Annotated in this window: 25 protein-coding genes; 17 read left to right on the top strand and 8 right to left on the bottom strand. The window is 69.8% G+C overall.

Annotation, left to right across the window (positions count from 1 at the left end):
- Positions 1–131: 131 nt before the first annotated feature.
- Both ACZ7L4_RS18810 and ACZ7L4_RS18805 read right to left on the bottom strand, forming a co-directional pair.
- On the bottom strand, positions 132–1,466 hold the full coding sequence (locus ACZ7L4_RS18810) for a DNA cytosine methyltransferase (protein ID WP_472103802.1): 1,335 nt from the start codon (positions 1,464–1,466) through the stop codon (positions 132–134).
- A 242-nt stretch (positions 1,467–1,708) separates the two neighbouring features.
- Positions 1,709–2,392, bottom strand: coding sequence for a hypothetical protein (locus ACZ7L4_RS18805; protein ID WP_472103800.1), 684 nt, complete (start codon positions 2,390–2,392; stop codon positions 1,709–1,711).
- Between the two features lie 101 nt (positions 2,393–2,493).
- Here ACZ7L4_RS18805 and ACZ7L4_RS18800 point away from each other — a divergent pair, with 101 nt between their 5' ends.
- From ACZ7L4_RS18800 to ACZ7L4_RS18790, 3 genes are read left to right on the top strand one after another with little or no spacing between them, the layout of a single operon-like run.
- Entirely contained in the window at positions 2,494–3,954 is a 1,461-nt protein-coding gene (locus tag ACZ7L4_RS18800) for a ParB N-terminal domain-containing protein (RefSeq protein WP_472103798.1), read from the top strand.
- Positions 3,951–5,786 carry a DEAD/DEAH box helicase gene (locus tag ACZ7L4_RS18795; protein ID WP_472103796.1) on the top strand — a complete coding sequence of 612 codons (1,836 nt, stop codon included), beginning with the start codon at positions 3,951–3,953 and terminating at the stop codon, positions 5,784–5,786. The genes ACZ7L4_RS18800 and ACZ7L4_RS18795 overlap by 4 nt, the downstream gene beginning before the upstream one ends.
- On the top strand, positions 5,770–6,597 hold the full coding sequence (locus ACZ7L4_RS18790; protein ID WP_472103794.1) for a protein NO VEIN domain-containing protein: 828 nt from the start codon (positions 5,770–5,772) through the stop codon (positions 6,595–6,597). Before ACZ7L4_RS18795 ends, ACZ7L4_RS18790 begins: the two co-directional genes overlap by 17 nt.
- A 99-nt stretch (positions 6,598–6,696) precedes the next feature.
- On the opposite strand, the gene ACZ7L4_RS18785 is transcribed toward ACZ7L4_RS18790, so the two are convergent.
- Together ACZ7L4_RS18785 and ACZ7L4_RS18780 are read right to left on the bottom strand one after the other, a co-directional pair.
- Entirely contained in the window at positions 6,697–7,161 is a 465-nt protein-coding gene (locus tag ACZ7L4_RS18785; RefSeq protein ID WP_472103792.1) for a very short patch repair endonuclease, read from the bottom strand.
- A 207-nt stretch (positions 7,162–7,368) separates the two neighbouring features.
- Entirely contained in the window at positions 7,369–8,415 is a 1,047-nt protein-coding gene (locus ACZ7L4_RS18780) for a tetratricopeptide repeat protein (protein WP_472103790.1), read from the bottom strand.
- A gap of 195 nt (positions 8,416–8,610) precedes the next feature.
- Here ACZ7L4_RS18780 and ACZ7L4_RS18775 point away from each other — a divergent pair, with 195 nt between their 5' ends.
- The 3 genes from ACZ7L4_RS18775 to ACZ7L4_RS18765 are packed head-to-tail and all read left to right on the top strand — an operon-like array spanning position 8,611 to position 11,176.
- Positions 8,611–9,411 (top strand): class E sortase, encoded by an 801-nt coding sequence (locus tag ACZ7L4_RS18775; protein WP_472104066.1) that lies wholly within the window; start codon positions 8,611–8,613, stop codon positions 9,409–9,411.
- Positions 9,412–9,461: 50 nt separating this feature from the next.
- Positions 9,462–9,686, top strand: a complete 225-nt coding sequence (locus tag ACZ7L4_RS18770; RefSeq protein ID WP_472103788.1) for a DUF3311 domain-containing protein — start codon at positions 9,462–9,464, stop codon at positions 9,684–9,686.
- Complete coding sequence (locus ACZ7L4_RS18765) at positions 9,683–11,176, top strand: sodium:solute symporter family protein (RefSeq protein WP_472103786.1); 1,494 nt, start codon at positions 9,683–9,685, stop codon at positions 11,174–11,176. The genes ACZ7L4_RS18770 and ACZ7L4_RS18765 overlap by 4 nt, the downstream gene beginning before the upstream one ends.
- A 31-nt stretch (positions 11,177–11,207) precedes the next feature.
- Here the strand turns inward: ACZ7L4_RS18765 and ACZ7L4_RS18760 are convergent, their stop codons facing one another.
- Positions 11,208–13,724 carry an FtsX-like permease family protein gene (locus tag ACZ7L4_RS18760; protein WP_472103784.1) on the bottom strand — a complete coding sequence of 839 codons (2,517 nt, stop codon included), beginning with the start codon at positions 13,722–13,724 and terminating at the stop codon, positions 11,208–11,210.
- 246 nt (positions 13,725–13,970) lie between these two features.
- Here ACZ7L4_RS18760 and ACZ7L4_RS18755 point away from each other — a divergent pair, with 246 nt between their 5' ends.
- The 3 genes from ACZ7L4_RS18755 to ACZ7L4_RS18745 all read left to right on the top strand — a co-directional run bounded on the left by ACZ7L4_RS18755 (position 13,971) and on the right by ACZ7L4_RS18745 (position 16,138).
- Positions 13,971–14,288 carry a DUF6412 domain-containing protein gene (locus ACZ7L4_RS18755; protein ID WP_472103782.1) on the top strand — a complete coding sequence of 106 codons (318 nt, stop codon included), beginning with the start codon at positions 13,971–13,973 and terminating at the stop codon, positions 14,286–14,288.
- Between the two features lie 87 nt (positions 14,289–14,375).
- Positions 14,376–15,137, top strand: a complete 762-nt coding sequence (locus ACZ7L4_RS18750; RefSeq protein ID WP_472103780.1) for a YidC/Oxa1 family membrane protein insertase — start codon at positions 14,376–14,378, stop codon at positions 15,135–15,137.
- A gap of 143 nt (positions 15,138–15,280) precedes the next feature.
- The gene (locus tag ACZ7L4_RS18745) at positions 15,281–16,138 is read left to right on the top strand and encodes a fumarylacetoacetate hydrolase family protein (RefSeq protein ID WP_472103778.1); all 858 of its coding nucleotides are present in this window, start codon (positions 15,281–15,283) and stop codon (positions 16,136–16,138) included.
- Between the two features lie 19 nt (positions 16,139–16,157).
- Here the strand turns inward: ACZ7L4_RS18745 and ACZ7L4_RS18740 are convergent, their stop codons facing one another.
- Positions 16,158–16,631, bottom strand: a complete 474-nt coding sequence (locus ACZ7L4_RS18740; protein ID WP_472104064.1) for a heme-degrading domain-containing protein — start codon at positions 16,629–16,631, stop codon at positions 16,158–16,160.
- 11 nt (positions 16,632–16,642) lie between these two features.
- Complete coding sequence (locus tag ACZ7L4_RS18735) at positions 16,643–17,725, bottom strand: Gfo/Idh/MocA family protein (protein WP_472103776.1); 1,083 nt, start codon at positions 17,723–17,725, stop codon at positions 16,643–16,645.
- 91 nt (positions 17,726–17,816) lie between these two features.
- Here ACZ7L4_RS18735 and ACZ7L4_RS18730 point away from each other — a divergent pair, with 91 nt between their 5' ends.
- The 7 genes from ACZ7L4_RS18730 to ACZ7L4_RS18700 all read left to right on the top strand — a co-directional run bounded on the left by ACZ7L4_RS18730 (position 17,817) and on the right by ACZ7L4_RS18700 (position 24,849).
- A complete protein-coding gene (locus ACZ7L4_RS18730; RefSeq protein ID WP_472103774.1) occupies positions 17,817–18,920 on the top strand; it encodes an ROK family transcriptional regulator in 1,104 nt (367 codons plus the stop codon).
- A gap of 292 nt (positions 18,921–19,212) precedes the next feature.
- A complete protein-coding gene (locus ACZ7L4_RS18725; protein WP_472103772.1) occupies positions 19,213–19,926 on the top strand; it encodes a hypothetical protein in 714 nt (237 codons plus the stop codon).
- A gap of 37 nt (positions 19,927–19,963) precedes the next feature.
- The gene (locus tag ACZ7L4_RS18720; protein WP_472103770.1) at positions 19,964–20,731 is read left to right on the top strand and encodes a GntR family transcriptional regulator; all 768 of its coding nucleotides are present in this window, start codon (positions 19,964–19,966) and stop codon (positions 20,729–20,731) included.
- Positions 20,732–20,878: 147 nt separating this feature from the next.
- Complete coding sequence (locus ACZ7L4_RS18715) at positions 20,879–21,952, top strand: ABC transporter ATP-binding protein (RefSeq protein WP_472103768.1); 1,074 nt, start codon at positions 20,879–20,881, stop codon at positions 21,950–21,952.
- A complete protein-coding gene (locus tag ACZ7L4_RS18710) occupies positions 21,945–22,817 on the top strand; it encodes a 2-aminoethylphosphonate ABC transporter permease subunit (protein WP_472103766.1) in 873 nt (290 codons plus the stop codon). Before ACZ7L4_RS18715 ends, ACZ7L4_RS18710 begins: the two co-directional genes overlap by 8 nt.
- Positions 22,818–22,957: 140 nt before the next feature.
- Positions 22,958–23,755: an ABC transporter permease gene (locus ACZ7L4_RS18705; RefSeq protein ID WP_472103764.1), complete on the top strand. Its 798-nt coding sequence runs from the start codon at positions 22,958–22,960 to the stop codon at positions 23,753–23,755.
- A 32-nt stretch (positions 23,756–23,787) separates the two neighbouring features.
- Positions 23,788–24,849: a 2-aminoethylphosphonate ABC transporter substrate-binding protein gene (locus tag ACZ7L4_RS18700; RefSeq protein WP_472103762.1), complete on the top strand. Its 1,062-nt coding sequence runs from the start codon at positions 23,788–23,790 to the stop codon at positions 24,847–24,849.
- Between the two features lie 24 nt (positions 24,850–24,873).
- On the opposite strand, the gene ACZ7L4_RS18695 is transcribed toward ACZ7L4_RS18700, so the two are convergent.
- On the bottom strand, positions 24,874–25,653 hold the full coding sequence (locus tag ACZ7L4_RS18695; RefSeq protein WP_385760173.1) for an HAD-IIA family hydrolase: 780 nt from the start codon (positions 25,651–25,653) through the stop codon (positions 24,874–24,876).
- 135 nt (positions 25,654–25,788) lie between these two features.
- Between ACZ7L4_RS18695 and ACZ7L4_RS18690 the strand changes: the two genes are divergently transcribed.
- Entirely contained in the window at positions 25,789–26,376 is a 588-nt protein-coding gene (locus tag ACZ7L4_RS18690) for a hypothetical protein (RefSeq protein ID WP_472103760.1), read from the top strand.
- Positions 26,377–26,378: the final 2 nt, after the last annotated feature.

Here is a 26,378-nt window from a genome sequence, read left to right as displayed (position 1 = left end):
CCGACGTGAGGCGCAGGCGTATCGGCGGCTGGCGTTAGTCCTGGCTGCCGACTTTGGCGTGGATCTGGATGAGTGCGTGGCGGTCTGACGCAGGCCGTGGGCCTGGGCGCCCACGGCCTGCGTAGGAAAGGTCAGCTGATCTTCGAGCGATGTTGGGCGAACAAGTCGTGCCGCTTGTGTCCCTGTTGGCCTACGAAAGCTTTGAACTCGCCAAGGCTATAGGCGAGCACGCCATTGGAGCGCTCAGTCGTCTCGATTTCGAAGTCATGGGTGAGGTGGTTAAGGCGCCTCTCCACCTCCGACTCGTCCATCAGCTTTCCCTGCGCTTTGGCGACCTTCGTAATGATCTGATCGATGCTGATCGGGCGGGGAGTCTCCCGGAGTAGCTTGTAGACGGGGTCCAGGACTGTGTCCGTGTTCTCCAGGAGTTCTCTTGGTTCGCCGATCTTCAGGAGTGCCTTACGAATTGCGCTGCCGACCGCCTTGGCGACTGGTGGCGGGAACGCGTTGCCGATCTGACGGTAAACAGAGGTCTTCTTACCCTCGAAATGCCAAGCGAACTCGCCGCCGGTCCAGCCCTGAATCCGGGCGACCATCTCTTTGGTTAGCTTCGGGCCAGGCACATTCTCGGGCGGCTCCCAGCCCGGAGGTGGTGCTGCGTTCGCCACGCCCATGGCGTCGACTCCGAGGGCGGCCCAAGCTCGCTTGGCGCGGGTCGGTCCGAGGTCGGCGCCGCCGTGCTTCTTAGAACCGCCGACAATCGTGGGCGCGATGTCGTTGGCCTGCTTGACCCATGCTTCGACTTTCTCGCGCTCCCAGCCGTTCTCACCCATAAGGCCCTTGAGGAGCTCACCCACGGTCAGGGGCGGCTGCGTGTGCGGATCTGGCCAGTGGAAGTACGGTGCGAAGTCTTTCTGCAGTGCCACGAGTACGAACCGAGGACGGAGCTGAGAGACCCCAAAATCGCTGGCGTGAAGGAGCTTCCATTCCCCGATGTAGCCGAGCTTGTCGAGTCTGTCGAGCACGTGTTGGCGATACGCAGAGAACCGGTTGGCGCTGAGCCCGCGCACGTTCTCCAGCATGAGGGCTTTCGGTTGCACCGTGCCACACAGCTCGATGGCCCACGCGAAAAGATCGCGCTCATCGTTGGCGCCGAGCTGCTTACCCGCGATGCTGAATGGCGGGCACGGAACTCCGCCAGCGAGCAGATCGACGTTGTTGTGTGTGGCCGGGTCCCAGCACTCTGTGTCCGCTACGTCGCCGACCACGACCGTTTTCTCGGCCTCGCTCTGGTCGTAACCAAGGGTGTTCACGAGATTACTCCGAAGAGTAGCGGCCGCGGTCGCATCGAGTTCTACAGCGAGCCGGTGCCGGAACCCGGCGCGCTCCAGTCCGAGGGATTGCCCGCCGGCGCCAGCGCAGATCTCCACGACCTCGAGCTGCTCAGAGAGCGGCGATGTGGACATGGTGATCTCCTTCCAGGCGTGCCGGGCCATCCGGCGCGAAGCGATCCAGCGGTGCTGGAATCCCTGCGGCAACACGGGTGTCCGGAACCTGCTGGTACCGCGTGCAGCACGATATCCGCAGGCCTAAGGCCCTAGAGGGCCATTCCGTTCGGTGAAGCGAGGCAAGAGTGTGAAGTCTACGGTGACCCGCTCATACTTCTGGTCACCGCCAGCATCACCGCCCGCTGTGTTCTGGATCCGGACTAAGGCTTGATGGAGGCCCTCACTTGATCCTGGGCCTGGGCGGGCAGGCGCCTGTAGGCGTTCCATGCTCGCTCCAGCGGGGTGGAGCCTCGTCGGCCACGCTCGATCCATCGGACGAGGCGGCGCCGGTCGGCAGGGTCGAGCGCCGTTATTTCAGCCATCGCTTCGTCGGCCCGGACAGGTGCGCCGTCGGATCCGGCATGGCATCGCTTGCACTCGGTGACGGCCTGAGTGCCGGTCCTCCCGCCGGGAAGGACGGTTTCCCGCATGTATACGGAGAGCACCGCTGTCTGATTGGAGTCGTCCAGGTACGCCTCGCCACCAGTTATGCCGCACACGGTGCACATGTAGTCGTCCCGGGCCATGACTGCCTGCCTCTCCTTGGCCGACAATCCCTTCTGGGGAGCCGCAGCTCGCCGGGCGGCGGGATCCCAGACAGCTGCTCCAGCCTTAACGAAGCGCTGGTCCTCTGCCATCAGTGTGGCGTCGTCGGAGCTCGTGTGAATGACCCACCCGTAGTCCCGGAGGTCGCGGAACCGGCGGTCGGCCTGCGCGACGCCCGGGAACGCTCCCCGAACCTGCGCTTTGGTGAACGTGTTGCCCTCGCCTACCACTTGGATGAGCCACAGGGCCCCCTTGACCATGGTTCCGGCCTTGAGGTTCGGGTCGTTCCAAGCTGGCATGGGCACGTGGGTCTCCGTTCTCCGGTCGAGGCGGCAGCAGCCTTCTTGGCCTCGATTTAATGATCATCGAGGCACTCTCTGAGCGGCTCCTGTAATCATGCATGGAGGAGCGAGTTGAAGATGGTGCTTTGGAGGCGCAGACCATGGCCGTGAACTTTGGGGTTCCCCCTGAGGGCGAGAAGATCCGCACGCTCGTGGCGGAGCGGCTGAGTCAGTCCATGGCGGAAGAGGGAGCCAAGGTCACGGTCGAGTGGCGCGGTGAGCAGAAGCATCTGCATGTCATCTCCATGCCAGTTGACATGCTCTACTTCAATCCAGACACCCACCGAATCCGTGCCCAGATGACCCTTGACCCGGAGCGCTATCGAGTGCTCGTCGAGGAGCCATGGAGCGAGGGCGGACAGGACTACCTGCGATACCTCCTCAGCCGGCGGCCGGCCAACCCGGACCAGGTCGACCCCGATTACACCGCGCTCATGAACGAGCTTGACGACTTCGGGCAGAAGGAACCTGGGATCATCAGTCCCAACGGGATTCTCGTCGACGGGAACACCCGCTGTGCAGCGATGCGCGAGATCGGCATCAAGAACATCAGGGTGGGCGTGCTGCCCCCTGACACCTCCCGTCGGGACATCAACACCGTGGAGCTGTCGCTCCAGCTGCGCCGGGACAAGCGTCGCGACTATTCGTACATCAACCGCCTCATCGCGATCGAGGAGGAGTTGGCGAGCGGACGACGAGAAGAAGACGTAGCCCGTGACTTCAACATCAAGACGACGACGCTCCACCAGGACCGCTGGGTCTACCAGTTGATTAACGACGCCATCGATCGGAGCAGTACAGGCCACGGCGTAGGGCTGCGGCTGGTGGACTTTGAAGATCACCAGGAGAAGCTGCGTGAACTGCATCGCGACTTCACCAAACTGGCCAAGTCTGACCCTGACGCCGCTGAGCGGTTGAAGGAGTCCCGGCTGGCGATGGTGATCTTGAACTATCCCAAGACGACTGTCCGTCTCGCCGAGGCTGACTTCCACGTCCGATACCTCGATGAGCGACTGCCTGGTGAGCTCAAGCCCGAGGTAGAGGAATCAGCGTCAGTCGCCATCCCTGGCCTGCCCGGAGTAGCGGTTCCGGACGCTAGCGCGGAGGTGAAGACAGCGCGGGCGCTTACCGATGCTCTGCTTAAGGCGAAGGCGAAGGCGACAGCGCAGGGTGGAGACATGCTCACCGCCGCTCAGACAGCTGAGGCGGATGGACTCCTCAAGACTGCGCGCACCACGTTCGACCAGGCTGTGAAGATGGCCGGCCAGAACGCTCAACTACAGAAGCGCCAGATTGCCGTACCTGAGCGCCTCACCGACGCGGCTGACTACGTGAACCAGTGCGCGGCCGAGTTTGCGGACGCCAAGCAGAAACGTGCCCTCGACGAGGATGCTTTCGACGATGCCCTCATCACGCTTCGTGCCAGCCTGATGCGTCTCGCCAAGCAGGCAGGCCGTACCTTCAGCACTCCCGGAGACGGTGTGAACTGGCTGCTCGACGCTACGCGGGAGACCTCGTGACGACGCTTGATGCAGCACAGCCGAGTCTGGAGATCGAGTTCGGGGACACCGTGACGCAGGCCAGGCTCAGGGCAGCGGTCGGGCGCGAGGAGGATCTGAGGCGTCTCGCCTTGAGATTTCGGAGCAGCGTCCAGCGTTCGACGACAACTACGGACGTCGAGATCGATGACCTCCTTACGAACCTGGCTGTGCTCGGGTCCTGGCCTGATCCTGCAACGGTGACCTGGGACCCTTCCCTGGCGGCGCTGGCAACTGACTCGGCGATGGACGCCCAAGTCGTTGCGCAAAGACTTGACCCTTCCAGCGGTGGGGCAGGGGAGGTCGAGCCTGGCGAGATCGATGATCTGTTGGGCCCTGAGTGGACGGCTGAACTGACGGAGTTCCAGCGCAGGGACATCGCCAAGCTGCTGTCCCTCCGGCACGGCGCAAACTTCTCAGTCCCCGGTGCGGGAAAGACACGTGTGGGCTTGGCAGTCTTCCAAGCCCTGCGTCGCACCCGAGGTATTGAGCGGCTGCTGATCGTCGGCCCGAAATCCTGTTACGAGTCGTGGCTTTACGAGAATGATCAGTGCTTCGCTCACCCTCTGCGTATGGACGTCCTTTCTCGTGACGTGGATCCATCTGCCGAGGTTCTGATCGTGAACTACGAACGACTGGATGGCGCCGCCGACAGGCTCGGCAAGTGGCTCGCAGCCCGTCCATCCGTGCTGCTTCTGGACGAGGCGCACCGGATGAAACTGGGAGCGGAAGGCAAGTATGGGGCTGCCTGCCTCGCTCTGGGGCCCCGTGCTCGCCACCGTCTGATCCTCACCGGAACGCCCGCTCCGAACGGTGTCAAAGACCTTGAGAACCTCTTCGGTTTCGTCTGGCCCGGACATGGCCGACAGCAGGTGACCCAGGCCGTCGCTGGAGGCGATCTCGCCAAGGCCAGCCAGGTCCTCCGACCACTCTTTACGCGCACCACTAAGGGCGAACTCCGTCTGCCTCCTGTGACAACCACGCTGCGTCCCGTGCCTTTGCCCCCTCTCCACAAGGAGGTCTACGACGCGCTCGTTGGGCGCTTCTCCGCACGCGCCGCAGGGTCTGAGGGAGACTTCCAGGCCCTCGGGAAGATCATCGTCTACATGCTCATGGCCGCCACCAGCCCGGCGCTTCTCGCAGTCGGTACTACGCGCTATGAGCCGCTTGCATATCAGGTGCCGCCGTTGGCGGTCCCGCCAGATTCGCCGCTGTTCGAGCTGATGGCCGACCTGCCGAGCTATGAGCTGTCGCCCAAGTACCAGGAGACCCTCGCTATCGTCGCGGAGAACGCGGCGAAGGGAAGGAAAACTCTGGTCTGGTCAACGTTCATCCGCAGCATCAACACCTTGCAGCGGATGCTGGGCAGGTTTTCCCCGAGCGTGGTCCACGGGGGGACGGAAGACAGAGAGGAACAGATCAACCGGTTCCGCAATGACCCGGACTGCATGGTGCTCCTCTCCAACCCGGCCACCTTGGGTGAAGGCATCAGCCTTCATCACCACTGCCACGATGCGGTCTACGTCGACCGGGACTTCGCGGCCGGGCGGTTTCTTCAGAGCCTCGACAGAATCCACCGTCTGGGCCTGGCGCCAGACACCGAGACACGTATCACGGTGCTCGCTTCGGAGGGCACCATCGACGAGGTTGTAGAACAACGACTCAGCGACAAGTTGCAGTTCATGGGGCGAATCCTTGATGACGCCGCAGTTCAGGAACTCGCGGACCTCGACGAAGAGCCTGCTATTGGCGGTGGCCTTGACTTCCGCGACCTTCAGGCACTGATGGGGCATCTCCGTGCCACTGCCGCCTGAGCCTGTCCTGCGGGCGGCAGCTCGCTGGCTGGAGCGTCTTCCGCGTTCCGGTGCGGCGCGCTGTCGAGCGCTGTTCACAAGCCATCAGGATTTCAGCGACATAACCCCGACGCAGTATGAGGCTGCCTACAGCTGGCTGGATTCTGTGGGCCTTCTTGAAGATCTGCGAGCCGGATCCGCTTCAGCGCACCGCCGTATCTTCAAGGCTGCCGTTTCCGAGAGCGGTACTGCCTGGTTCGCAGATGCGGACCTATTGGTGCGTGGGCCGGATGAACTTCCTGATGATGCGCTACGCGCGGCGTCTGCCTTAGGGCTGGAGGACCACGAAGCGTTCACGGAGATGAGGGCTGCATGGGGGAAGGTCGACACGGCTCGCCGTGAGGAGATCGGTGCTGCGGGGGAAAGGGCGCTTGTCGAGTGGCTTACGGCCTCAGTGGATGGAACCGTAGAGCACGTCGCGGCAGTGTCGGACGGATATGGATATGACGTAGGGGTTCATGCTGGAAACTGCGCGGTGCATATAGAAGCGAAGGCCACTGTTCGACGGCAACGTCGGACAATCTATCTGTCCCGGAACGAATTCGAGACGATGCGTCGTGATCCGCAGTGGGAACTGGTTATTGTGCGCTTGAGCCCGAAGCTTGAGCTGGAGCACATGGCCACGGTGCTGCGGTCCTGGATAGATTCAGTCGTACCTGGAGACCGTTCACGGCTGGGGCGTTGGGAGTCGACACGCCTTGAGGTGCCTGAAGATGCATTGGAGACCGGGGTGCCACGATTGGCCCCGATTCTCAAGGTCGGCGCCGTCTAGAAATGCTGACGATTCCGAGAGGCGGGTCCCGCTCCTCGTTTTTCGCATGAGGCATCATGTTCTCGGCTGAGTGGAGGCGAGTTTGGTGTGGGTGCTGCACTACTCACCCGTTGAGGGCTTCCGTTCTCGTACCGCCTCACAGACCTTGTGCGCGCACTCCTCGGCTGCCTCGTGCTCCCAGAATCGGAGTACGGTCCACCCCGCTGCCCGGAGTTGCTGATCCGTGTCCCGATCTCGGGAGACGTTTCCGGCCACCTTGCTAGTCCAGTAGCCCTCATTGGTCTTGGGGCGCACGTAATGCTCGGGGCATCCATGCCAGTAGCAACCGTCGATGAACACGGCTACTTTCGCCGGCCTGAACACCATGTCCGCCGTGCGCCTGAGGTGAGGGAGGGGACGGGCCGAGACTCGGTAGCGGAGGCCTTGGGCATGAACGAGTCTCCGGATAGCCTGCTCTGGTTTCGTGTCCCGGCTTCGGATTGCCTGCATATTGCGGCGTCGGGCAGCAGATGACGCCCAAGAGCCCTCGGGGGGCTCCCAGCCGGGGTCCGTTGGTGAGCTCATGGTCAGTCTTCCGCTGAGTGAGACTTCGGCGGGCCAGCTCCTACTCCACGGTGACGGCCGTGGAGTAGGCCGGATTCTTGGAGCGGAAGCGTACAAGTTGCCCGGTTGAATAGCTTGCGGGCACCGAAACCAGCTCGCCTCGTTGCCGCCTGCGCCGCTGAGGCAAACGTAGGCTGCGGTCTCCAACAGGGCGTCTGTTAACGGGATCTACGCCCCGCCCCCGTGGCACCCCGAATACGCCACCCCCGACCCGCACCAGCACTCGCTCCCCGCCGCCGGAGGCCACGCAACCGCGCGCCCCCGCGCCGCCAGCGTCGTCGCATACTGCGGCAGCAGCGACACGTCCTCCGGCGACGAACCCTCTGACGCCGCGAAGGCCTCGTAGGAGGGGACCGTGCCCGTGACGATGCCGACGTTGGGTGTGCCCGATGTCGTCAGTTCGCGCAGCGAGGTCTCGATCGACGTCAAGTGGGCCTCGTACGACGGGTATTCCGAGGTCAGCCTCGGGTACGCCGACAGGAGTTCCGTGTACTCCGGCGACGGCCAGTGGAGGACCGCCACGGGGAACGGGCGGGACAACGCCTCCCGGTACGTGCCCAGTTCCGCGCGGAGGCGGGAGATTTCGGCCTGGAGTTCCGCCGGGTTCTCCGAGCCGAGGGCCCACGTGCGCTTCGGGTCGTGGAGTTCGTCGAGGGAGACCGGCGTGCGGTTGGCCTGGTCGGCGAGGGCGTCCCACGCGTCGTGCTCCGAACCGAGCATCCGGCGCACCCGGTGGCGGCCCAGGAGCAGGGGGTGTTTCGGAAGGGGGACCCCTGTCTCCCGCTCCGAAGACGTAACCAGGAGTTCCAGGGCCTCCGTGAACGTCTCGTGGGCCTGTTCCAGCTCGTCGTGGGCCTCCAGGGACTCCGCCACGATCACCCAGGGCGCGGGGTCGCGCGGCGCCGCCGTGCGGATGCCCGTGATGATCGCCCGGGCCTCCGCCTCGTGGCCGTACTCCCACAGGTTCGCCGCCTTGAGCGCGCGGATCAGGGCGGGGGACTGGGGGGAGTCGGCGGCCAGCAGGTTGTCGTAGAGGGTGGTCGCGCGGTCGCGGGCCTCGGCCAGTTCGTAGTGGGCCGCGGCCTGGAGGAGCAGGTGCTCGGCGTCCTCCGGGTACATCGCCGCCGTGCGCTCCAGGCGCTCGGCTTCCGCGACGTGGTTCGCGCGATCGGTCTCGGCGTTCTCGGCGGGCGTGGCAGGGGTGTCGGGGCGCATGGGGGACACCGTACTGCCGGAAGCTTTCGCAGGGACCCGCCCGATCGGGTCGCGGACACCCGGCCACCGCACGCCTGGCCGACACCCCGCCGCCCCACCACCCCACGCACTCCCCGTACTCCCCGTACTCCCCGCGCCCCGCCCCTGGTGACTTCGCGCCCCGCGATCTATCTTGCGCGCGTGCAGCTGCAACGTATGCCCAGGACGCGTACCGACCGGCCCGCCGTCGTCACCCAAGGGCGGGCCCACCGGTCCGCCGCCCGCCGCCTGCTCTGGAACAGCGCCGAGGCCGCCGTCACCCTCGGCCTCGTCGTGCTGCTGCTCGTCGTGCACCAGCTGTGGTGGACCAATCGGCAGGCCAGGGCCGGCGCCGACCATCAGGTGCAGGCCCTGGAGCAGGAGTGGGGGGACGGGCCCGGAGCGAGATCGGGGGCCGGTGAATCCACCGAACCCGCCGCCGGTACCGCCGAACCCACCGACACCCCCACCGACGATCCGTCCGTCGACCCCGACACCCCCGCCAAACCCGCGCCCCGGCCCGACTGGGACCAGGCCTACGCCATCCTCGGCATCCCACGGCTCGGCCTGCGCGCCCCCGTCGCCCAGGGGATCAGCAAGTCCGCCGTCCTCAACCAGGGCTACGTCGGCCACTACCCGGACACCGCGCAGCCCGGCCGCCCCGGGAACTTCGCGCTCGCCGGGCACCGGAACACGCACGGCGAGCCGTTCCGGTACATCAACCGGCTGCGGCGCGGCGACACCCTCACCGTCGAGACGAAGTCCGCCTCGTACACGTACGTCGTGGACAAGACGCTCGCGCAGACCTCGGCCGGGGACGGCGGTGTGATCAATCCCGTGCCGCGCAGTGGCGTCGTGCCGGGGGCCGGGTACGACAGCCCCGGGTACTACATCACCCTCACCACCTGCACGCCCGAGTTCACTTCCAAGTACCGGCTCATCGTGTGGGGGAAGCTCAGCGCCATGCGTCCCAGGTAGTCGCCATGCGTCCCCGGTAGCGACCGACACCCCCGTTAAGCTGCCGTTTCGTGATCAAACGGCCCCATCTGCTCCGGCAACGCCCGCACCTGCTCTGGCTCCTCGTCCCCTTCGTGCTCTACATCGGCGCGCTGCCCCTCGTGAACCGCGTCGAACCCGTCGTGTTCGGGCTGCCGTTCCTGTTCGTGTGGTTGCTGGGGGCCACGCTCGTCACGCCGTTCGCCGCCTGGCTCACCTGGCGCGGCGACCAGCGGCTCAAGCGGGGCCGGTCATGAGCGACGCCGCCGTCGCCACCACCCTCTTCGGCGTCTTCATGGTCGCCACGGTCGCCCTCGGGCTGCTCGCCGTGCGCGGCAAGGGCGGCGGGGGCGGGCTCGCCGAGTGGTCCGTGGGCGGGCGCTCGCTGGGGGCCGTGTTCGTGTGGGTGCTGATGGCGGGGGAGGGGTACACCAGTTTCAGTTACCTGGGCGCTGCCGGGTGGGGGTACAACTACGGCGCCCCGGTGCTGTACGTCGTCGCCTACATGTCCTGCGGGTACGCCATCGGGTACGTCGTCGGGCCGTTGTTGTGGTCCTACGCGCGGCAGCACGGGCTCGTGAGCATCACCGACATGGTCGCCCACCGGTACCGCAGGCCCTGGCTCGGCGCCGCCGTCGCCGTCCTCGTCACCGTGTTCCTGCTCCCGTACATCCAGTTGCAGATCACGGGGATGGGCGTCGTCGTCTCGACGATCTCCTACGGTGCCGTCAGCCTCAACTGGGCCTATTTCATCGGCTTCGCCGTCACCACGTTGTTCGTGGTGGTGAGCGGGTTGCGGGGAAGTGCGTGGGTGTCGGTCCTCAAGGACCTGCTCGTCATCGTCACCCTCGCCTTTCTCGCCTTCTACGTGCCGCTGCACTACTTCGACGGCTACGGGGCGTTCCTCGACCGGCTCGTCGAGGAGAAGAGTGCCTGGCTGACGCTGCCGGGGAGTGGCGGATCGCCGTACGGGGAGGGGTGGTTCGCCACCACGACCTTCCTCAACGCGCTCACCGTCGTCATCTTCCCGACCACCGTCGCCGGGTATCTGGGCGCGCGCAGCGCCGACGCGCTGCGGCGCAATGCCATGTGGCTGCCCGCGTACAACGTGCTGCTGTTCGTGCCCATGCTGCTCGGGATGGCGGCGTTGTTCGTCGTGCCGGGGCTCACCGGGGCCGAGTCGAATCTCGCGCTGTTCAAGCTCGTCGTCGATTCGTTGCCCGCGTGGGTCGTGGGGATCGTCGGGGTTGCCGCCGCGCTGTCGTCGATCGTGCCGATGGCCGTGTTCATGCTGGTCATCGGGACGATGTGGGGGAGCAGCGTCTTCTCCCTCGTGCCGCGGTGGCGGGGCGTCTCCCGGGCGCAGAAGACCGGGGCGCAGGTCGTCGTCGTGGTGGCCGGGTCGCTCGCGCTGGTCCTCACGTATGCCGCGCCCAACACCCTCGTACGGCTGTCCCTCATCTCGTACGAGGGGATGGCGCAGCTCGTGCCGATGCTGCTGGTGGGGCTTGTGTGGCGGAGGTTGAGCTTCGCCGGGGCGGTGAGCGGGCTCGTCGTCGGGGTCGGTGTCGTGTGCGGGCTCGTGTTCAGCGGGCGCGATCCCGTGTTCGGGGTGAACGCCGGGATCGTCGCGCTCGCCGTCAATCTCGTGGTGACGCTGGCCGTGACGTACGCGCGTCCGGCGGACCGCGACGAGCGGGCGGACGAGGACGTGCTGGCCCGGGATCCGGTCGGGGCGGCGGGGTAGCCGTTCCCACCGGATCCCGGGCCGGCCGCTCCTACTCCTGCGCCCCGGCCGCCTCCACCGGCCGGGTGCGCAGTGCCGACCAGGCCGGCAGCAGCGTCGAGGCCAGTGACAGCGAGACGGCACCGGTCACGATCGCCCCGTAGATCCACCAGGGCCCGGACGGCATCCAGGTGTTCGCGGCCGCATGGGCGAAAGGAATCAGCGAGGTGCTCGCGGCCGCCGTGCCGAGCAGCAGTCCGATCGCGGCGACGATCAGGGACTCGATGGTCAGCGCCTTCATGACCTGGCCCTTCGTGGCACCGATCAGCCGCTGGAGCGCGAACTCCCGGCGGCGGCCGCCGACGGAGAGGACCAGGGTGTTCACCACCGCGAGCACCGTGTAGGCCACGATCATCGCGATCAGCAGGTAGTTGATCCAGGCCTGGGTCTGCGCGTCCTCGGCATGGGACTCGATCAGCGTCTCGCGGTCGGTGACGTCCAGACCCGGCGCGAGGGTCGCGAGACCGGCGACGGCCGAGGGCGAGGCCCGGACCAGGATCTGGGAGGGCCGGCCCAGATCCGTGTGGGACGCGAGCAGATCGGCGGGCAGGAAGGCCGTCTCGTAGCCGGGGCGGCCCTCGAACAGCGCGACGACGCGGACGTCGACCTCGGCGCGGTTGCCGAGGCGGAGCGTGAAGCGGTCGCCGACCGCCTTGTGCAGTTCGCGCGCCCGCTCGGTGGTCAGCGCCACGGTGTTCCCGTCGAGTTCGGCGAGGCTGCCCGCGACCGGTCGTACGGCCGTGGTGAGGGAGGCCTGCCGCGCGCTGACGCCCTGGAGCGGGATGCCGTCCTCGTCGGTCACGCCGTCGACGAAGCCCGTGCTCGTGGCGTAGGCGCTCGCCGCCTCGACGCCCTCGGTGCGCCGGACCTCGGCCAGGAGCGCGTCGGAGACCCCGCCCGCCGCCGGTGAAAGCACCGCGTCCGCCCGGAGGTTGGCCGCGTACGCCGATTTCGTGGCGTCGATCTGCGTGGTCTGGAGGTAGAGGTTGCCGGTCGCCATGCCCGTCGCCAGCATCAGTGGCGTCACCGTGGCGGCCATGCGGACGGCGCGGACCCGGGCGTGCGAGACGGCCAGCTTTCCTTCGGCTCCGGTGAATCGGCGCACCGGTCCGCCGATCAGCCACGCCATCAGCTTGGTGAGGCCCGGTCCGAGCAGCGCCAACCCGATGACGGCGCACAGCACGGTCGGTCCCGCGGTGCTGCCCGCGATCGGTCCGTCGAAGAGCAGGACGGTGAGGATCGCCAGCGCGGTCGCGCCGGACAGGAACAGGACCGCCAAGGCGATGCGCAGCGGGTGCGCCCAGCGCAGCTGCACCTCGGCCTCCCGCAGCGCCTCCACCGGCCTGACGTTCACCCCGCGCCGGGCGCCGATCCAGCCGCCGAGGAGCGCGGTGATCAGCAGCGCACCGCCCGCGGCCACGGCCGGGATCCAGCCCTGCGCGTACGTCACTGAGTCGGAGACGAAGCCCGTGTCCTGGAACTCGCCGAACAGCCATCGGCCCACCGGCGGTCCCGCGAACCAGCCCGCGCCCGCCGCGGCCACGGCGACCATCAGCGTCTCGGTCAGCAGCATCCGCCGCAGCTGGCGCTGCGTCGAGCCGATGGACCGCAGCAGCCCGAACTCCCGGCGCCGCTGGCCCACCGACAGCGCGACCGTCCCGGACACCACCATGATCGCGACGATGGTGGTCATGCCGCCGAACACCCCCGCAAGCGCGACCAGATCGCTGCCGCCGGTCAGCACCTCGGGGAACTCCACGGTGCCCCTGCCGTCGCCGGACACGACCTCGAGCGGCTGCCCGTCGAGTGCCGCGGCGACCCGGTCGCGCACGTCACCGAGGTCCGTGCCGGAGTCCGTCGTCACGGCGATGTCCGCGACCGCCGGGGCGAGCGCCCGCGCCGCGTCGTCGGAGAGGAACAGCGCCGCCCGGTCCAGCTGCCGGGCGGTGTTCACCACCGCGCTCACGGTGTACTTCCGCGTACCGTCCCCGGCCGCGATCCGGACCTTGTCACCGAGGCCGACGCCGGCGGCCCGAGCCGTCCCGGTGTCAAGCGCCACCTCGCCGTCCCGCGCCGGCGCCCTGCCCTCGACGATTCCGTACGGCGCGAAGGCGGCCGAGGCCCAGCCGTGCGCCTGCGCCTTCACCGGGCCCGCCCCGTTCCGCACTTCGCCTACGAGCGCCGCGTCGAAGGTCCGCTCGACGACGGCCTCGCGGACGCCCTCGACGCCCCGCACCCGGTCGAGTGCCGCGGCGGGTACGGGGACCCGCTCGGGCATGATCGCCGGGTCCTCGGTGTCGTCACCCTTGGCGGGCGGGGTCACCGACCGGTCGCCCGTCACCACGAGGTCGGCCCGCGCGAGCCGCTGCGCGGGCGCGTTGTTGCGTACGCCGGTCTCCAGCAGCCCACCGCAGGTCATCACGGTGACCGTGCCGAGGAAGAGCGCGAGGAAGGTCGCCGTCAGGCTCTTCCCCCGGTACCGGATGGTGCGCCTGGCCAGCTTCCACATGTCCCCTCGTCCCCTCCGCCTGATCCCACCGATCACGCTAGGGACGAAGGCCGTGCGCGCCCATGGGAGTGGCGCCCGTGTGCGGGGTGGGGAGAACCCCCGTAACGGGGGCGGGCCGGTCGAACTGGAGGACGTCGGGATGCTGCCGGGCGCTGCTCGTACCGCGACGCCTCCTCCAGCCGGTCGTGACCGAGCCTGTATAACTGGCGGGAGACACGCACCCGGGCGGCGAGAGGAGGCAGGCGCATGGCACGCACGACCAGTGGCACCACGGCACTGCGGCCCGTCGCCCTGCTGCTCTTCGTCCTCCTCGGTTCCGCGCTCGTCGACACCGGCAGTTTCGTCGGTGCCGTCGCGCTCGCCGCGACCGCCGCCGCGGGCTCCGCGCTCGCCGCCTGCGCCGTCCTGGCCGCCCGTTCCGCGCCCGCCGTGGCGCGCACCCGCGTGCGCACCGCCATCCGGGACCGCGAACGGCGCACCGCGTTCCTGCCGCAGCGCGATCCCGACGCCTCCGGCCGTCCCAGGCCCCGAGCGCCCGGACGTCCCGTCCCGACGGGCTGCTGAACCCCTGAACCCTCTGGGCTCACCGGTCCGTCACGCCGATTCATTCTTCTTGATTCCGGCACGACGAGACCCCTGGAGGGCTCACCCATGTCGTCGTTCATGTCCGTATTCGCCGGCCTGGTCGCACACCTCGCCGACCTGCTCCAGCCGCTCCTGCACGCCTCCGCGACCGCCGCGGCGATCATCCTGTTCACCGCGTTCGTACGCCTCCTCGTCCACCCCCTGTCGCGCGCCGCGGCCCGCGGGCAGCGCGAGCGGGCCAAGCTCCAGCCGCGCATCGCCGAACTGCGCAAGAAGCACAAGAACAGCCCCGAGGCGATGCAGAAGGCGATCATGGAGCTGCACCGCGAGGAGAAGGTGTCGCCGCTGACCGGCTGCCTGCCGATGCTGTTCCAGATGCCGGCGTTCTTCCTGCTCTACCACCTGTTCTCCAACCGGAGCATCGGCGGCGAGCCCAACGCGCTGCTCGGCCACACCCTCGGCGCGGCCCCGCTCGGCGGCCGCTTCCACGACGCGCTCGCGCACGGCGGGCTCCTCGGGGAGCAGGGGCTCGTCTACGTGGCGCTGTTCGCGCTCGTCGCCGCCGTCGCGACCTTCAATTACCGGCGGACGAAGCGGCAGATGGCGCAGGCGCCGCGGCCGGAGGGTGACCAGCCGGTGCCGGGCATGGCGGCGATGGGCAGGTTCATGCCGCTGATGTCCTTCTTCACCCTGTTCACGGTCGCCTTCGTGCCGCTCGCCGCCGCGCTGTACGTCGTCACGTCGACGACGTGGAGTTCGATCGAGCGGGCCGTGCTCTATCGGGACATGCCGTACGCGGGTGGGGCGGCGGCCGCGCCCGCACTCTGATCGCTCCCGCCGGTGATCCGGGTCCAGTCCGTGAACGGGGTATTGCGGACTGGACGTTCTCCTTGGAGGATCGACCAGTCCTCCGATGGCTGCACGCCGCACCGGGCCGTGGAGGCTCCTCCTACTGCAGAGGGAGTTACACCATGAAGCTGCTGCGAGTCGGTCCCGCCGGAGCCGAGCGCCCCGCGCTGCTCGACACCAAGGGAACGCTGCGCGACCTGTCCGGACTCGTCACGGACGTCGACGGGGCGCTCCTCGCCGACGACGCCGCGATCGAGCGCGTACGGGCCGCGGCCGCGGCCGGGGAACTGCCCGTCCTCGACGCGTCGGGGCTGCGGATCGGCCCTCCGGTGGCCCGTATCGGCAAGGTCGTGTGCATCGGGCTGAACTACCACGACCACGCGGCGGAGACCGGCGCCGAGCCGCCCGCCGAGCCGGTCGTGTTCTTCAAGGCGGCCGACACGGTCGTCGGGCCCGACGACACGGTCCTCGTGCCGCGCGGCTCCGTGAAGACCGACTGGGAGGTGGAGCTCGCCATCGTCATCGGGCGCACGGCCCGCTACGTCGAGTCCCACGAGGCCGCGCTCGCGTGCGTCGCCGGGTACGCGGTGGCGCACGACGTGTCCGAGCGCGAGTTCCAGATCGAGCGCGGCGGCACCTGGGACAAGGGCAAGAACTGCGAGACGTTCAACCCGCTCGGCCCGTGGCTGGTCACCGCCGACGAGGTCCCGGACCCGCAGGCGCTCGGCCTGCGGCTGTGGGTGAACGGCGAGCTGAAGCAGGACGGCACGACGGCCGACCAGATCTTCCCGGTCGCCGAAGTGGTGCGCTACGTCAGCCAGTTCATGACCCTGTACCCCGGCGACGTCATCAACACGGGTACCCCGGCGGGTGTCGCCATGGGCCAGCCCGAACCGAAGCCGTATCTGCGGGCGGGCGACGTGGTGGAGCTGGAGATCGACGGCCTCGGGCGGCAGCGGCAGGAGTTGAAGCCGGCATAGCCGCTCCGCCGCGGTAGGGCTACTTCGTGAAGTGTTCCAGGGCCGCCACCACCAGCTTGTGGTCCTCGATCTGGGGAAGGCCCGAGACCACCACGGCGCCGACGACTCCCGCTCCCTGTACGGAGATCGGGAACGCGCCGCCGTGGGCCGCGTACGTGTCCGGGTCGAGGCGCGAGGCGTCCTCGAACGTCGTGCCCTTGGCCCGGAAGCGGCTGCCGACCAGGTAGGACGAGGCGTGGTAGCGCTCGACCACCCGGCGCTTGCGGGCGATCCACGCGTCGTTGTCCGGGGTCGAGCCCGGCAGCGCCGCGTGGAACAGCTGCTGGCCGCCGCGCGTGATGTCGATCGCGACCGGGGCTTCGCGCTCGCGGGCGAGGTCGACCAGGAGGTTGCCGAGAGCCCAGGCGTCGTCGTATGTGAAGGAGTCCAGGACGAGGCGGCGTTCCTGGTCCTCCAACTCGGGGATCTGCGGGGCGTTCTCGGGGTTGGCCATGACCGGCTTCGTCACAGGGTCACCACCTTGGCGTCGCGGGCCGAGACGCGGGCCGCCTCCAGGACGTCGAGCGCGTCGGCGGCCTGTGTGGCGGGCACCGGGTTCGGGGCGCCGTCGCGCAGGGCCGCGGCGACGGCGGCGTAGTACGCGGGGTAGTCGCCGTCGACCGTCGCCAGCGGGCGGCCGCCGCCGGTCTGCGGGGACTCGCCGGAGCCGACCCGGCCCCACATCGACTCGGCCTCGGCGCCCCAGGGCTCGCCGGCCGTCGGGCGCTTGCCGTCGCGCAGGGCCGCTTCCTGGGGGTCGAGGCCGTACTTCACGTAGCCCGCCTGCGAGCCGAGGACGCGGAAGCGCGGGCCGAGCTGGGCGGTGGTGGCGGAGACGTACAGGTGGGAGCGGACGCCGTTCGCGTGGGTGATCGCGATGAACGTGTCGTCGTCGGCCTCGGCGCCGGGGCGGCGCACGTCCGACTCGGCGTAGACGGAGACGGCCGGGCCGAACAGGACCAGGGCCTGGTCGACGACGTGGCTGCCGAGGTCGTACAGCAGGCCGCCGATCTCCTCCGGGTTGCCGGACTCGCGCCAGCCGCCCTTGGGGTGCGGGCGCCAGCGCTCGAAGCGGGACTCGAAGCGCCAGACGTCGCCCAACTCGCCGTCCGCCAGAAGCTTTTGGAGGGTCAGGAAGTCGTTGTCCCAGCGGCGGTTCTGGAAGACCGAGAGCAGGACGCCCTGCTTCTCCGCCAGTTCGGCGAGCTCGCGGGCCTCGGCCGCGGTGCCCGCGACCGGCTTGTCGACGACGACCGGGAGGCCCGCGGCGATGGCGGCCTTCGCGAGCGGCACGTGCGTCTTGTTCGGCGACGCGATGACGATCAGGTCAAGGTCGTCCGCGTGCTCCCACAGGTCGTCGGGGGAGGCGACGAAGCGCAGGCCCTCGCCGTGCTCGGCGCGGGCCTGGGCCTGCCGCTCGGGGTTCGAGGTGACGACCGTGTCCAGGGTCAGGCCCTCGGTCGCGGCGATCAGCGGGGCGTGGAAGACGGAGCCCGCCAGGCCGTAGCCGACCAGGCCCACGCGGAGGGCTGCACTCGTACCAGTCATGCCTCCACTTAAGCAACGGTGTTGCCAAAGTGCAAGCGCAGGAGACAATGGACTGGTGACCGCACATGTGAGGAGCACCGTGAGGAGGACCATGGCCGCGACGGTGGGCGCCAACCTGAGCGCCCTGCGCGGGCACAACGCGGCGCTCGTGCTCGATCTGCTGCGGACGGCGGGGGAGGCGGGGATAAGCCGCCTTGAGCTCGCCGAGCGCACCGGGCTCACCCCGCAGGCCGTCAGCAAGATCACGGCGCGGCTGCGGGCCGACGGGCTGGCGGTCGAGGCAGGACGCCGGGCCTCCACGGGCGGCAAGCCGCGCACGGTGCTGCGGCTGCTCGCGGGCGCCGCGCACGCGGTCGGCCTGCACCTGGACCGCGACGAGCTGCACACCGTGCTCGCCGATCTGTCCGGGGCCGTCGTCGCGGCCCGGCGCGCGCCGCTCGACCTCGGTGCGGGGGCCGACGCGGTGCTCGCGGCCGCCGCCTGCGAGGTGGACGCGCTGCTCGACGCGGACGGGGGTCGGACGGTCCTCGGCGTCGGGGTCGCCGTGCCGGGGCCGCTCGACCACACGGAGGGGGTGCTGCACCGGGTCACCGGGTTCCCGCAGTGGGACGGCTTCCCGCTGCGCGAGGCGCTCGCGGAGCGGCTCGGCCTGCCGGTCGTCGTGGACAAGGACACGAACGCGGCGGCGCTCGGGCTCGCCCTGGAGGGTGAGGGCGAGCGCTCCTTCGCCTACCTCCACCTCGGTACGGGGCTCGGCGCGGGCCTCGTCCTCGACGGCGCGCTCTACCGGGGTGCGCGCACGGGCGCGGGTGAGTTCGGCCACCAGGTGATCCAGCTGGACGGTCCGCCGTGCAGCTGCGGCAACCGGGGCTGCATCGAGGCCATCTGCCTCGCGGCGGTCGCCTCCGGTACGGAGCGGGGGCTCGACGAGGCGGCGCGGGTGCTCGGGGAGGGGGCGGCGAATCTGGTGAGCCTGCTGGACATCGACGCGGTGCTGCTCGGTGGGCGGACGGTGGCGGCGCACGAGGCGCGGTTCGTACGGGGGGTGGAGCGGGTCGTCGCGGCTCGCGCGGGCCGTGAGGGCGGCGGCCCGGCGATACCCGTCCGGGCGGCTCCCGGCGGCGACACCCAGGCGGTGGAAGGCGCGGCCCACATGATCCTGGCCCCACTGTTCGGGCGAGCGGCTCGGTCGTAAGGGCCCCGTGGCTTGGGCCGTCGTCCTGGGCGCGCGGCACCGGGGGCCGCCTTGCCCACCCTGCCGCCCAAGGCGGCAGATTGCCCAAGGCTCAGTCGACCAGATCAAGCCCCGCCGGCGATTGAGGCGCGGGGTCCGGGGCGGAGCCCCGGGAGCGTAACGCCGGTGCCGGGTGGGCTGAACGAGGGAACCGCCGCGCGCGTCGCGGCGCGCAAACCCCACCCGGTCGCCCCGCGATGGAAACGTTCTGGCCCACGACTGTCGTCAACTCCGCGAACAGTGAAGGGCCTTCATGCGACTGCGCCGCCCGCTCGCCCTCGCCGCCACCACCCTCACCACCTCCGCCCTCACCGCCCTCGCCCCCACGACCGCGGCCACCGCGGACACCGGCACCCCGGCCTGCGCGGCAGCGAAGCACGGCGGCGACTTCCCGGTCGACACCCGGATCGACGAGGGCCCCGCCACCTACCACCCCGGCGACGCCCCCCGGCGCTTCTCGCTCGACCTGACCAACACCACCGCCGCCCGCTGCGCCGACCTCCACCCCGTCCTCGTCCTCGTCGACCGGACCCGGAAACTGACGCCGAAGCGGATCACGCTGGAGTTCCGGGACGCGGGCCGCTGGCGCCCCGTGACGGTCGAGCGGACCGACAGGGACGAGAACATCGGCGTCTTCGACGGCTTCCCGGGGTTCTCGGTCGGCGCGGGCGACACGGTCACCGTCGACGTCCGCCTCGCGTTCGCCGACGGCACCCCGCCCGACCGCGTCGTCGCCAACGCCGCGCTCGTCCGGCGCAAGGACGACGACGGCGAATGGGTGGGCGAGTCCGACGACTACCCGTTCACCATCGAAGAGGCCGCGGGACCGGGCCCGACCCTCGCCGAGGAACTCGCCCGCACGGGCCCGCGCGCCCTGCTCGGCCTCGGGGCCGCGGCCGGCGCCCTCCTCCTCGGCGGCGCGGCGCTCGTGGTGGGGGCCCGGCGGCTCCGCGTCGGCGGACGCTGAACGCCGGCCGTTCACCCGCGTCTGCGACCATCCCCGCGTGGACTACCCGAACGACCAGGCCCCCGGCGCCCCCGTGCGCGACGGCATCCCCGAGCACGGGCGCATCCCGAAGTACTACGCCGTGAAGGCCCAAATCGCCGCGCTCGTCGACGAGTTGAGCGAGGGCGAGCTCCTGCCCGCCGAGCGCGAACTCGCCCTGCGCCACGAGGTGGCGCGCGAGACCGTCCGGCAGGCGCTGCGCGAGCTGCTGCTCGAAGGGCGGCTGCGGCGGCACGGCAGGGGCACCGTCGTCGCGGGCCCGAAGCTGGCGCAGCCGCTCTCCCTCGCCTCGTACACGGAGGGCGTGCGCAGGCAGGGCCGGCGCCCCGGCCGCACCCTCATCGGCCTCGAACGCTTCCCCTGCCCGCCCGCGCTCGCCGCCGAGATCGGCCTGGAGCGCGGCGAGCCCGTCTGGCACATGGAGCGCGTGCTGCTCGCCGACGACGAGCGCGTCGGCCTGGAGTCGACCTACGTCCCGGTGTCCCGGGTGCCGCGCCTCGACGCCGAGTTCGACCCCGACTCCTCGTTCTACTCCTACGTCCACGACCGCCTCGGCATCGAGTTCGGCTCGGCCGACGAGCGCATCGAGACGGTGCTCGCGACCCCGCGCGAGGCCCTGCTCATCGGCACGCCGCCCGCGCTGCCGATGCTGCTCATCCACCGGATCTCGTACGACACGGGGCGCCGGGCCACGGAGCGGGTGCGGACGCTTTACCGGGGGGACCGGTTCTCGTTCACCGCGCGTTTGGGCTCGGACGGCTGGTAACCCCCGCTCTCCCGAGGGCAGTTGACCCGTCACGCCGCTCGCAGGTCACAGAACAATAACGGGTCTGGTCCAAGCTTGGGTGCCCGTTCACCGTCCCGTTGCCGGGTCGCTCCGCGTGCGACATCCGCCGCCAGGAGCGTGGCCGCCGTGAGAGACAACGACCAGAAGCTGAGCGGCATCCGGTTCGACCGGGTGTCGGTCGCGTACGGCGGCACCACCGTTCTCGACTCCCTCGACCTGACCGTCGAGCCCGGCGAGGTGATGGCTCTCCTCGGCCCCTCGGGCTCGGGGAAGACCACCGCGCTGCGCGCCGTCGCCGGGTTCGTGCGGCCCGCGTCGGGCCGGGTGCTCCTCGGCGGGCGCGACGTCACCGACCTGCCGCCGCACCGGCGCGGCATCGGCATGGTCGTGCAGAGCTACGCCCTCTTTCCGCACCTGCGCGTCGAGGACAACGTCGCCTTCGGGATGCGGGCGCAGAAGGTGCCGAAGGGGGAGATCCCGGGGCGGGTCGCCGAGGCGCTCGAACTGACCGGCATGGCCGCCTACGCCAAGCGCCACCCGCGCGAGCTGTCCGGCGGCCAACAGCAGCGCGTCGCCATCGCCCGCGCCCTCGCCGTCCGGCCCGGTGTGCTGCTGCTCGACGAGCCGCTGTCCGCGCTCGACGCCACGCTCCGCTCCGGGATGCTCGCCGAACTGGCCCGCCTGCACCGCGAGTTGCCCGACGTCTCGATCCTGTACGTCACCCACGACCAGGTCGAGGCGCTCACCCTCGCCGACCGCATCGCCGTCATGGACCAGGCCCGCCTCCAGGACGTCGGCACGCCGCAGGACCTGTACCGGCGCCCACGCACCGAGTTCACCGCCTCCTTCGTCGGCAACGCCAACCTGCTCCCCGTACGGGTCGGCACGGACACCGTCTCGTTCGGCGGCGCCGAGCTGAAGGTCCCGACGCGGGACGTGACCGCCGGTGCGACCGCGACCCTGTGCGTCCGCCCGCACCTCGTCGGCCTCGGCGAAGGGCCCAACTCCCTGACGGGGAAGGTGGCCGAGGTCCAGTGGCGGGGCGCCACGCACCGCCTCTACGTCGACGTCGACGGCCACCGCGTCAAGGCCGACCTGCGCGAACTGCGCGAGCCGCCGTCGCTGGGGGAGCGGGTGACCGTGCACTTCGCACCGGAGGACGCCGTACTCCTCACCGCGGGGGTGGGCGCCCATGGCTAGCGCCACGCTCGCCGCGCCTCGGCAGGGCGCCGCCAAGTCCCGTAAGTGGAACAGCGGTTGGATATGGGCGCTGCCGCCCGTCGCCGCGCTCGCGGTCGTCTTCCTCTACCCGCTCTTCCTCGTCGTCCAGCAGTCGCTCACCCCGGACACCGGCGGCACCTCGCTGAAGCCGTACGCCGATGTCTTCGCGTCCTCCGCGTTCCGCGAAGCCCTCGGCACGACGGTGTGGCTGGCCGTCGGGTCCACGGCCGGCTGTCTCGTCCTCGGCTTCGCGCTCGCGCTGATCGTCGCGTTCGTGCCGTTCCCCGGAGCGAAGGCCGTCGCCCGCTTCATCGACGTGTTCCTGTCCTTCCCGTCCTTCCTGATCACGCTCGCCCTGCTGTTCGTCTACGGGCAGGTGGGCATGGCCAACGGGCTGTGGACGGACGTCACCGGCGCCGCCACCGGCCCCTTCCAGTTCCTGGCCACGCCATGGGGCGTGCTGCTCGCCGAGATCACGTACTTCACGCCGTTCGTGATGCGCCCGCTGCTCGCCGCGTTCTCGCAGGTGGAGACGGGGCAGCTGGAGGTCGCGGCGTCGCTCGGGGCGCGGCCCGCGCGGATCGTGCGGCAGGTGATCCTGCCGGAGGCGCTGCCCGCGCTGGCCGCCGGCGGTTCGCTGGTCCTCGTCCTGTGCCTCAACGAGTTCGGCATCGTCCTGTTCACCGGCGCCAAGGGCGTCACGACGCTCCCGACCCTCGTCTACAGCAAGGCGATCCTGGAGTCCGACTACCCGGGCGCCTGCGTGGTCGCCGTCGTCAACGTCCTTGTCTCCGTGGGCCTCTACGGCCTGTACCGGGTGGTGAGCCGCCGTGTCGGTGCGTAGGCGCTCCGCTTCGGGGGCCGGGAGGGGGCGTCCCGGGTCCGAGAGCCCGCCGTCGGCCGCTGCGCCCCGCGGCGCGGCCACCGACCGACACCGTCCGCACGCGCCCCTCGGGCGCGCTCTCAGCCGGGAGGCGAATCCTCGTGCTCGTGCATAGCAAGGCGGCGAGGTGGGTCACCTGGGGCCTCTTCTTCGTCCTCTTCCTGCCCCTCTTCGCCCTTCCCCTCCTCGTCGTGCTCGCGGCGTCCTTCGCCACGAACTGGTCCGGCGCCCTGCCCTCCGGCCTCACCGGCGGGCACTACGAGGCCGCCACCCGCGGCGAGTCCCTCTCCGCCCTGACCACCAGCCTGGTCACGGCCGTCACCGCGAGCGTGCTCGCGCTGGTCGTCGGTGGGTGGGCCGCGCTCGCCGCCGCCGCGCTGAAGAAGCGCGGGCGCCGCGTCATGGACGCCCTGTTCATGCTGCCGGTCGCCGTGCCGTCCGTCGTCGTCGGGCTCGCCGTCCTCGTGGCGTTCTCCCGGCCGCCGATGCTGCTCAACGGCACCCGCTGGATCGTGATCATCGCCCACACGATCCTGGTCACCGCCTTCGCCCACCAGTCGGTGTCCGCCGCGCTCCAGCGCCTCGACCCGGCGTACGAACAGGCCGCGGCCTCCCTCGGCGCCCGGCCCGCGTACGTCCTGTGGAAGGTGAAGCTGCCGCTGCTCCTGCCGTCCCTGAACGCCGCCGCCGGCCTCTGCTTCGCCCTGTCCATGGGCGAGTTGAGCGCCACGATGATGCTCTACCCGCCCGACTGGATGCCGCTCCCGGTGCAGATCTACGCGACCACCGACCGCGGCTCCCTGTTCACCGGCTCCGCGATCGCGGTGGTCCTGATGGCCGCCACGCTGCTCGTCCTGCTGGCCGTCTCGCGGCTCCGCACCAAGGCCTCGTACCGCTAACCCGCCCTCGCCCTACGGGAGTTCAGCACGCCATGCGCAAGCACACGCTCACCACCGTCGCCGCCGTCACCGGCAGCCTCGCCCTCGCCGCGACCCTGACCGGCTGCGGCGGCAGCTCCGCCGCCTCCGACGAGAAGACCGTCACCGTCTACAGCGCCGACGGCCTCAAGGGCGAGAACGGCGACGGCTGGTACGACAAGGTCTTCAAGGACTTCACCAAGAAGACCGGCATCAAGGTCGACTACGTGGAGGGCGGCTCCGGCGAGATGGTGCAGCGCGCCGTCCGCGAGAAGGTCAACACGCAGGCCGACGTCCTCGTCACCCTCCCGCCGTTCATCCAACAGGCCGACGAGAAGGGCCTGTTGGCGAAGTACACGCCCAAGGGCTCGGACCAGGTCGACGGCGCCGACAAGGCGGCGAACGGCACCTGGACGTCCGTCGTCAACAACTACTTCGGCTTCGTCCACAACACGAAGGAGCTGAAGACCCCGCCCACCACCTGGGAGCAGCTCCTCGACGCCAAGTACAAGAACAAGCTCCAGTACTCCACGCCCGGCGTCGCGGGCGACGGCACCGCCCTGCTGGTCAAGGCCATGCACGACTTCGGCGGCAAGGAACAGGCCATGGCCTACCTGAAGAAGCTCCAGGCCAACAACGTCGGCCCGTCCGCCTCCACCGGCAAGCTCTCCCCGAAGGTCGACAAGGGCGAACTCCTCGTGGCCAACGGCGACGTGCAGATGAACTACGCCCAGTCCAAGGACATGCCCAACCTCGGCATCTGGTTCCCGAAGAAGGCCTCGGGCAAGCCGACCTCGTTCGCCCTGCCGTACGCGGGCGGCCTCGTGAAGAACGCCCCGCACACCGCCAACGGCAAGAAGCTCCTGGACTTCATGCTCGACGCGGAGCAGCAGAAGCAGGTCAGCTCCGTCGGCGGCGGCTTCTCACCGCGCGCCGACGTCAAGGCCACCGACGACAACGCCGTCGAACTCGCCAAGATCATGGACGGCGTCCAGATCTTCGAGCCGGACTGGAACGACGTCGCCAAGAACCTCCAGACGTACGTGGACGAATGGAAGACGGCGACCGGCAGCTGAGCCCCGGCCGCCGCCGTACGTTCCTCAGACCCGGTCGACGAGGTCCGCGATCGAGTCGACGACCTCGGTCGGCCGGAACGGGAAACGGTCTATGTCCGACTGGCCGGTGAGCCCGGTCAGGACGAGATACGTCGTCATCCCGGCCTCCAGGCCCGCGAGCACGTCCGTGTCCATCCGGTCGCCGATCATGGCGCTGGACTCCGAGTGCGCCCCGATGGCGTTGAGCCCCGTCCGCATCATCAGCGGATTGGGCTTGCCGACGAAGTACGGGTCCTTGCCGGTCGCCTTGGTGATCAGCGCCGCCACCGAGCCCGTCGCGGGCAGCACGCCCTCCGTGGAGGGGCCGGTGTTGTCGGGGTTGGTGGCGATGAACCGGGCCCCGCCGTTGATCAGCCGGATGGCCTTGGTGAGCGACTCGAACGAGTACGTACGGGTCTCGCCGAGGATCACGAAGTCGGGGTCGGAGTCGCTGAGGATGTAGCCCTCCTCGTGCAGCGCCGTCGTCAGACCCGCCTCGCCGATCACGTACGCCGTGCCGTTCGGCCGCTGGCCGCGCACGAACCGGGCGGTCGCGAGGGCGGACGTCCAGATGTTCTCGACGGGGACTTCCAGGCCGATCCGGTTGAGGCGTGCGTGCAGGTCACGGGCCGTGTACATGGAATTGTTCGTCAGGACGAGGAACGGCTTGCCGGAGTCCCGCAGCTTCTTGATGAACGCGTCCGCGCCCGGGATCGGCACCCCCTCGTGCATGAGGACACCGTCCATGTCGGTCAGCCACGACTCGATGGGCTTGGGCTCTGCCATGTGTGCGGACTCCTCGGCGCTCGATCGACTGGCTGCCATCGTATGCACGAGCCCCGCCCGGTGTGACCTGCCACGGGAGCCTCTCGGGATGCGGAACGCGGCCAGGAGCGTGACCCTGACGTGAGGAGGTTCACGATGCGTGCAGGACTGCTTGCTGTCGGTGTCGCTGGGGCGGCCGTCCTGGTGACCGCACCGGCCACCGCGGCCCAGGCGGCCGAGGGCGGAGGAACGATCACCGTCACCCCGCGGGAGGCACCCGCGGGCACCGACGTCGACCTGCGGGTCACCGGCTGCGAGGGCGCCGCGGGCAGCGCGAGCTCCGCCGCCTTCGTCTCCCCGGCCCGGCTCGCGCCCTCCGCCGACGAACCCACCCTGTTCGCGGAGGCCCGCGTGAAGTCCTCCGCCGCCCCCGACACCTACCCGGTCTCGGTGACCTGCGACGGGGTCGAGGGCAAGGTCACCGGCACCCTCCGGGTCCTCGACGGATCCGCCGAGGGCGCCTCGTCCGCCCCGTCCCCGACCGCCCTCGTGCACGCGGGCGGCGGCGGCACCGCGCAGCGGCAGGCGCTCGCCGTCCACCGGGCCCCCTCCGCCGCGCCGAGCGAGGGCCCCGGCACCCGGCACGCCCTCATCGGCCTGGGCCTCGCGGCGGTCGCCGCGGTCGCCGTCGCCGTCCGCAGCACACGCCGCCGCAGGTCCTCCGGTTCGCCGACGAGGCACTGAGT

The sequence above is a fragment of the Streptomyces sp. NPDC107575 genome (genome assembly GCF_055657265.1).
The sequence above is the reverse complement of the archived record's forward strand: the minus strand, read 5'-3'. Positions and strand labels throughout refer to the sequence as shown.